The 7,272-nt window shown below is 37.5% G+C and carries 5 protein-coding genes and 2 pseudogenes; 4 read left to right on the forward strand and 3 right to left on the reverse strand.

All coding sequences use genetic code 11. The annotated features are described in order from the left end of the window. Window positions 1–551: 551 nt before the first annotated feature. From FIM66_RS07455 to sppA, 3 genes and pseudogenes are all read right to left on the reverse strand, one after another. Window positions 552–3,022: pseudogene (locus FIM66_RS07455) on the reverse strand (hypothetical protein). Beyond that, complete coding sequence (gene purU / locus FIM66_RS07460) at window positions 3,023–3,904, reverse strand: formyltetrahydrofolate deformylase (RefSeq protein WP_140600330.1); 882 nt, start codon at window positions 3,902–3,904, stop codon at window positions 3,023–3,025. It lies immediately after the preceding pseudogene. 2 nt (window positions 3,905–3,906) lie between these two features. Then, window positions 3,907–4,785 carry a signal peptide peptidase SppA gene (sppA, locus tag FIM66_RS07465; protein WP_140600331.1) on the reverse strand — a complete coding sequence of 293 codons (879 nt, stop codon included), beginning with the start codon at window positions 4,783–4,785 and terminating at the stop codon, window positions 3,907–3,909. A 70-nt stretch (window positions 4,786–4,855) separates the two neighbouring features. On the opposite strand from sppA, the gene FIM66_RS07470 reads away from it, so the two are divergent. The 4 genes and pseudogenes from FIM66_RS07470 to FIM66_RS07485 all read left to right on the forward strand — a co-directional run bounded on the left by FIM66_RS07470 (window position 4,856) and on the right by FIM66_RS07485 (window position 6,892). Next, entirely contained in the window at window positions 4,856–5,113 is a 258-nt protein-coding gene (locus FIM66_RS07470; RefSeq protein ID WP_140600332.1) for a hypothetical protein, read from the forward strand. 202 nt (window positions 5,114–5,315) lie between these two features. Next, a pseudogene (locus FIM66_RS07475) lies at window positions 5,316–5,977 on the forward strand (toll/interleukin-1 receptor domain-containing protein). Window positions 5,978–5,985: 8 nt separating this feature from the next. Next, window positions 5,986–6,444: a hypothetical protein gene (locus FIM66_RS07480; protein ID WP_140600333.1), complete on the forward strand. Its 459-nt coding sequence runs from the start codon at window positions 5,986–5,988 to the stop codon at window positions 6,442–6,444. A gap of 10 nt (window positions 6,445–6,454) precedes the next feature. Then, window positions 6,455–6,892 (forward strand): hypothetical protein, encoded by a 438-nt coding sequence (locus FIM66_RS07485; protein ID WP_140479497.1) that lies wholly within the window; start codon window positions 6,455–6,457, stop codon window positions 6,890–6,892. Window positions 6,893–7,272: the final 380 nt, after the last annotated feature.

The raw sequence follows: 7,272 nt of genomic DNA on the forward strand, positions 1-7,272 counted from the left end.
CTAGCCTTTCTAACTCCATTAGATTTTTAAACTTTTAAAATCTCTCTTTTTGATGCTTGACAAATGGCTCTGTTTTCTATCCAATAAAGATAAGCTTTATTAATTGAGTGGTCATAATGGGGCGTTAAAACTTTGCCATGCGTATCTGGTGCGATCTAGGGGTGTTTTAAGGGGGTTTGTTGTAGGATTCCATCACGCCCCATAGTTGCGATATGGGGCAAACCACCTTGTAAGGAGCATGTTATGCCTAAGACACATAACAAACGCCCTTGGAGATCATTATACTTTGAGTTTGCTTTTTTGGGGCTTAAAGTAATCGTTTCTGTGAAACGCTGATTTTTCCAAGAGCGTTCCCTTAAGCTTTTAAGCTTTAGGGGTTTCCTTGTGAAAAGCGGGTTTGTCCTTGACTTTGGGGCGTTGGTCATTTTGTTATAAAACTGATTTTTTTAAGAGAGTAGAAATAATTCTCCCCCTTATAAAACTAAATCCCCTCATAGAGTGCTTTTAAAAAATACCGCTTGCTTTAGCTTTTTGATTATTTGTCTTAAAAACTACTCCCTTAAAAACCCGTATTCATAGACTTTAGGCTGTATTTCTTTGGCGAGATCTTTTAGGGCGTCTTGCAAGTTAGCGTAAAGCTGTTTGTAATATTCATCTTTAGCTTTAGCGGGTGAATTTAATTTGCCTTGCATGTTGCGGCCTTGAAAAAATTCTTTGATGTCATACAAGCTCACATTAGCGTTATAGGGGCGGTTTATGAAATCTTGTGTATGATAATAGCGATAAATTTCTCTGCCAGCGTCAAACACCCTTGAAGCGCTCGGGCTGAATTTCAGGGGCTTGTTTTCTTTTTTGTCGTTTAAAAAGAAGCCATCACTCTCCTCTTTTATCCCGCCTTTTAAAAAGTCTAATAAAGCGTGGCTAGTATATCTTTCTTTAGACTCAACTTTAATTTCGCTAAAGGGGATAAAATGGTTAGTCCCTTGAGTGGTAGTGATGCGGTTTTGGGTGTGAAAAAGCATGAAAATCAAACAATTGTTTTTAAACTCGCTGTCGTCTTGGAACGCATCGTCATAGGGAGCATAGAATTGATCCCTGTCGTTTTGCCATGTGGCTTTAATGCAATGGCGGATGGAGAAATAGATCGCGCCGATTAAAAGGTTTGTGAGAGTTAAACCAAAAAAAGTAATGTTGCGTTTAAAATTTTTGTTATTTGCTAGATTAACAAAATTATTGTTTTGAAAATCCACGCCAGCGCAATCAATAAACCCTAAAACATTAGAATTATTTATATTGTATTGCTTTAAATATTGATTTATGTTTTTAACCTTATCCACTATCGGCTTAAAAGTTTTATACCCCAAAAATCCGCCACTCGAGTCAAACACTTCTAAATTGAGCGCGTTGGCTGGTTTTAAGGGGGGGGGGGGGTAGCGGTATCCCACACCAAAAAGCCGATAGGGAATTGCCCTTTCACGTTATCAAAGCTATCTGCAGGCACCATAAACCCCTCTAAAAATTTGGCTTTAAAGACTTCTCTGAATTTTTTAAAGTTGCTGGAATTAAGGTATTTGAGCGTTGAGAAACTCGCCATGATGCAGCCGTTCAATTCCTTATAAATGCGCATGAAAAATTGAGCGAAAAGTTCGTTATTGGCTTTATTTAATTCATCTTTATACTTTTCGCAAATAAGATTGCCCCTAGCCACTAAATCTTTATTCTTCCCTGTACCGCTAGGCGTTTTAGCCGAAGTCGCTTCCGCATAAGGCGGGTTAATGTAAATGATGAGTTTTTTTCGTTTCTCTTGGTCTTTTAAGATTTCTTGCAAGCTTTTTGGCGTTTTATCGCTGAAAAAATTATCGTTTAAAAAGTCAAATTGGAAAACATGATTTTCTAGTAATTTCAAGTGGTTTTTTACAACCAGATCTTTAACGATTGCCACATCGTTATGATCTAAAGTGGATAGATACAAATTAGCCTTATTCAATAAGCCCCTAAGCAAATTCCCAGTCCCCCCAGCGCAATCCCAAATGATATAATCTTCTTGATAATCTTGCCCCAAAGCTTTAGCTAAATATTCTTGACTCTTTTCTACCCAGATTTTAGGGGTAAAAAACGCCCCTTTTCTTTCTCTCACATCGCTTGGCACTAACAAATCGCGCCGCTCTAAAATAGAGGCTTGAAATTCTAATTTAGGAGGCCTTTCATAAACGCTCCAAAATTCTTGATGGGCTTGTTGGTTATCTGTGAAATCAACTTTCGTAATTCCCTCTAACCCCAATTTATTCAGTGCATTCGAACCCCATTTCAATTCATAGTGGCTAGATCTTAAAATCGTGCGTAATTTCTCAATAATGGTTTTATCGCCATCGCTGAGCAAATCCGCTAAATAATAGTCTGCATCTAAAATCCCTTCGGCTTTAGCTAGCTCCCAATCTATTTTAATGGTGGGTTTGACAGCTTCGAACCACTTTTGATAGATCGTAAAGAAATTGTTTTTATCAATTTGGATTTTGTTGGGTAAATGGCTAAAGTTTAAATTATTTTCAATAAATTCTTTGCATTCTTGGCTTTGGGTTTTAAAGTCAAAAACCAATTTATGGAATTTACACATGGCTTTAAACGCCTCTAAAGCGTGTTTAAAACCTTCTGTGTTGTGGTTGCTTGGGGTGATAGAAAAATCTATACCGCTTGTATAAAAAAAGCTTGTAATCGTGTCATCAAAGGCGATAAATTCCATTCTCAAAGCGTTAAAAGCGCACAAATAAGGTGGCGTGTGGTGGGTATAAAGCCTGTACTTGCCTATGGTTAAAAGAAGTTGCGTGAAAGCTTTGTCCAAATCGTCAAATTTGCCTCTTTTAGCTTCGCCCCATAAAATGGGCAAGATGGCGTTAGGGTGCTTATAGCTTAGCATGAAATCTATTTTATCCCCGCTATAAAGGAATTTTTTATCCTTAAAGAACTCGGCTTTGATTTGGCTTTTTAAGGGTTCTTCATTGAGGTTGCTGAAATCTAAAAGCATTCAAAACACCACCGTTTTGTTTTCATGCACAAACACCCGATCTTCTAAAACGAGTTTTAAAGCCCTAGCCAAAACCAGTTTTTCTATATCCTTACCCGCTAGGCGCATTTTTTCCACGCTGTAATTGTGGTTAATGGGCAGAGTGTCTTGTAAAATAATTGGCCCAGCATCAAGGCTTTCATTCACAAAATGCGCCGTGGCCCCGATGACTTTCACGCCCCTTTCAAACGCTTGCTGGTAAGGGTTGGCCCCGATGAATGCGGGCAAGAAACTATGATGGATATTTAAGATCTGATTTTCATAGCGCTTCGTAAAATCATGGCTTAAAATGCGCATGTATTTGGCTAAAACGAGCAAATCCACGCTCACTTTGTGTTTTAATTCCAGGTTTTTAATGATCGCTAAAACCTCTTTTTCATGCAAAGCTTGATTATCGCAAGGCGCATGAAAATAAGGGATGTCAAATTTTTCCACTAAAGGGCGTAAGATCTCGTAATTGGAAATAACGCCTAAAATTTGAGCGTTCAATTCCCCTCCATACACCCTTAAAAGCAAATCCCCTAAGCAATGGCTCTCTTTAGTAGCGAGCAGAATGATGTTTTTTTTATGCGTTAAAACGACTTCAATCAATAGTTCGCTAAAGTTTTCTAGGGCTTTAAAAAGAGCGGTTTTTAAGGATCGCTCTTCTTGCTCTTTAATTTCAGTATTCAAGGGCTTCATTTCTTTTTGGATTTTTAGCCGCATGAAAAAGCGTTGTTTTAAGGGATCAACAAATTCATCGTTTTTGACGATGTTATAGCCCTTGTTAGCGATCGTGGTGCTTATTGCGCTCACCAAGCCTTTAGAGTCTCTAGCTTGAATTTTTAAAATAAATTCTAACATCTTTATCTCATTAATAATTGATAGCCAAAGGCTTGCGTGATGATATTTGTGGCTGATTGCGTGGCTTTTTCAATGAAGCGCTCCATAGGGCTTTTTTCCAGCCAATAAGCTTTTTTAACCTTACTCAATTCCATTAAACGATTTTGGGCTTGCTTAATCGTGCTGATTTTATCAATGAGTTTTAATTTTAGAGCCTTTTGAGCGCTAAAGACCTTCCCTTCAGCAAAATCCTTATAATCCTTAGCGTCTAATTTCCTGGCTTTTGCGACATCATTCACAAACATTTGGTATTGCTCATTGACTAAATTTTGCAAAAAATCTTTTTCGTTGGGTTTCCATGCTCTAGTAAAAGTGCCTATTTCTTTATATTCGCCCGCATGCACGCCTTGAGTGGCTACGCCGACTTTATTGAGCAAATTTTCCACATTCGCGCCCGAAAAAATCACCCCAATGGATCCTATCAAACTCGCTTTAGAGGCATAAACTTCGCTCGCTTGCATGCCCGCATAATAGCTCCCGCTCGCCATAACCCCCCTCGCATACGCTAAAACGGGCATTTTTTGCTTCAAATCAGCGATTTTTTCGCTCAATTCCACGCTCGCTGACACCGCCCCACCAGGAGAGTCAATCAAAAGTAAAACGCCCTTAATGCTAGGGGTTTTTAAGATTTTATCCACTTCTTTGTCAAAATCCTCTGTGCTAAAAATCGCCCCATTCAAATAGAGTTTAGCGAGATTGGGCGGGGCGCTTGGCGTGCTTTCTTTAGCGCTAAAAAAGACTAATACAATCAATAACAGCACAAACGACTTGAAATACTTCGTGATAAAATCTAAAGGCACGATGATTAAAGCCTTAAAGATTTTTTGAATGAAACTCCACATGCAGCTTTTCCTAAACTTAATATTTGACCATAAGAGTGTATTATACTTCAAATGTTTTAAGGATTAAATCATGGCGTGTAAATTTTGCCCCAAGATCAGAAAAACAGATTGGATTTTTATTTTAATCGCTGCTTTAGGCTTTTATGCAGTCAATAAACTAGGGTATGCGCCCCAATTCACCCCCACTTCAAAGCTTTCGCACCCTCTTTCATACCCTATTGAAAAGCCTGACAATATGACTGAAGAAGAAAGGAAAAAACGCTTCATAAAATTGCAAAAAGCATGCTTACTCCATAAAGACAAAAAGGCATGCGGAGAGGTTTTTTAGATTACCTTTGTTGTTTTTGCACTTTTTAAGGTCATTGTAAATTTATACGCCCTTTTTTGTTTGCAAAAAGGCTTTTTTTAGCGGTGGTTTTTAGCCATTTTAACGACCCCCAACACCCCAAAATTCAAGCACTCTTAAGCTAAGTCTAAGTCTACTATAATCAAAGGATTTTAAAGGGAACTTAAATAAAAGGCAAAAATATTTGGAAACTTATATTATTGATGCAGATAATATAGATGGGGATTTATTTTTCTATAATCTTACTAGAAACAGCAATGATTTTTCCATGTTGCCCATTTTTGAACTCGATCACATTGCCCAAAAAATTAGAAATATTCTTAAAAAACATGGCAAAATCATAGAGAGTTACAGGAAGCCTTTTTTAGCCCGTTCAAACCGCAGCTAAAAACCGTTCAAGTGTTCCTATCGCACTCGCATGCGGATAGGAATAAGGCTTTAGAGGTTAAAAACTATTTAGAAAACCAAACAAAACGCAAAGTGTTTATCGATTCGCTTTTTTGGGATTATAAAGACGATGCTTTAAACAAATTAGCAAAATACGATGATATAAGTAGGATTAAAGACGCTTTCACGCTCATTCTCAGGGAGTCTTTAGAATATATGATCAAAAAATGCCCCTATTTCGTGTTTTTACAAAGTAAGAACAGCGTTTCCAATCAAGGGCTATCACAAATCACTTATTCTGCATGGATTTATGAAGAATTAAAGATCGCTCATTCTATTAGTGAGAGCCGCCCAATTCCAATGATGGAAAGCATGCAAGTTTTTCATGATATATCGCCATTTTTAGAAAGTTTTGAGACTATAACCCTTAAAAAACTATCGCAACAAATCAATTCATAGGAACAAGCATGTTTTTTAAAACTTATCAAAAATTACTAGGTGCGAGCTGTTTGGTGCTGTATTTAGTGGGCTGTGGGAATGGTGAATCGCCGATTGAGATGAGCGTGAATAGCAATGGAGGGTTTTCAATCAGCTCTAGAGTGGATAGCGTTACTATTCAAGGCGTGAAGCTTAATCGGGGTAATTGTGCTGTTAATTTTGTTTCAGAAGAGACTCTAGGTCTAGTTACTCCAATCTCTATACAGGATTTTAAAGATATGGCAAGCGTTTATAAAGAATTTGGTCAAAAGGAAAGGGTGGCAAACATAGAAAATAGAATTTCTCAGTTAAAGCAAAAAGGTGTGATGATGGAGCATCAAACCCTTAAATTTGGAGAAAGTTTAAAGGGCACTTCTCAAGGGTGCAATATTATAGAAGTAGAAATACAGACCAACAAAGGCTCTTGGACTTTCAACTTTAACAGATAATCAGGCAAATATGGACAATAGCACCCCAAAAGACAGAGCAAAAATCCTTATAGAAGAGCTTAAGATCTTGCAAGGCGTTATCAACAGAATGGCGCAAAATTCTTTAGAGTGCAAAAAATGGACTCTCGCTCTTGTAGTTGGGGTTTTATCCCTTAAAGTAGAAGCGATTTCTAATTTTTATGGGTTATGTGTTTTAGGGGTGCTACTTCTATGTTTTTATCTTTTAGACGCTTATTATCTCATGCGAGAAAGGTCATTCAGGAAGCAATACCGATGGCTGATAAAAAACCGACTTAAAACCGATGCAAGGTTATTTGAAGTGTTTCCTACTCATCAAACTTGCCAATTAACGCAATTCTTATCTGCCATGCGTTCGCCTAGCCTTTTCCTCTATTGGGTGTTAGCTCTTTGCTTGGTGGGCTATGGTTTGTTTTTAATTCTGTTTTAATGAAGCACTGGCTATAAAACAACTTGACTCCAATCAAACGATAACTTTTGAAGCGTTTTAAGATTTAGGGTATCGCAAAATAACCCCCACCCCCTTATGATTTTCACTATAAGATAAAACTTCAAACTATAAAAATAAGGCTTTAAACATCAATACTTGATGGGAACGGAGTTTTCAAATCCAAACGCATTCAATTACAATCAGCTCAGACCCACCAAAAACACCAAAAGCAAAACTCAAACATTAAAGCATAAGAATTTAAAACAGCAAACAAGAAAGCACTAACTTTAATTAAAGAGCAAACAGCAAGCAACCAAAACACAAGAAAAACAAAGCGAAACAACAAAAGCCATAAGCAGTAAAAACCAAAAACAAGTATT

It is taken from the genome of Helicobacter pylori (genome assembly GCF_006439795.1).
GTDB classification, from domain to species: Bacteria; Campylobacterota; Campylobacteria; order Campylobacterales; family Helicobacteraceae; genus Helicobacter; species Helicobacter pylori_CR.

Coding starts and splice junctions, on each gene's coding strand:
- FIM66_RS07485 (WP_140479497.1), top strand. CDS start 6,455: ATGGACAATAGCACCCCAAAAGACAGAGCAAAAATCCTTATAGAAGAG.
- FIM66_RS07480 (WP_140600333.1), top strand. CDS start 5,986: ATGTTTTTTAAAACTTATCAAAAATTACTAGGTGCGAGCTGTTTGGTG.
- sppA (WP_140600331.1), bottom strand. CDS start 4,785: ATGTGGAGTTTCATTCAAAAAATCTTTAAGGCTTTAATCATCGTGCCT.
- FIM66_RS07470 (WP_140600332.1), top strand. CDS start 4,856: ATGGCGTGTAAATTTTGCCCCAAGATCAGAAAAACAGATTGGATTTTT.
- purU (WP_140600330.1), bottom strand. CDS start 3,904: ATGTTAGAATTTATTTTAAAAATTCAAGCTAGAGACTCTAAAGGCTTG.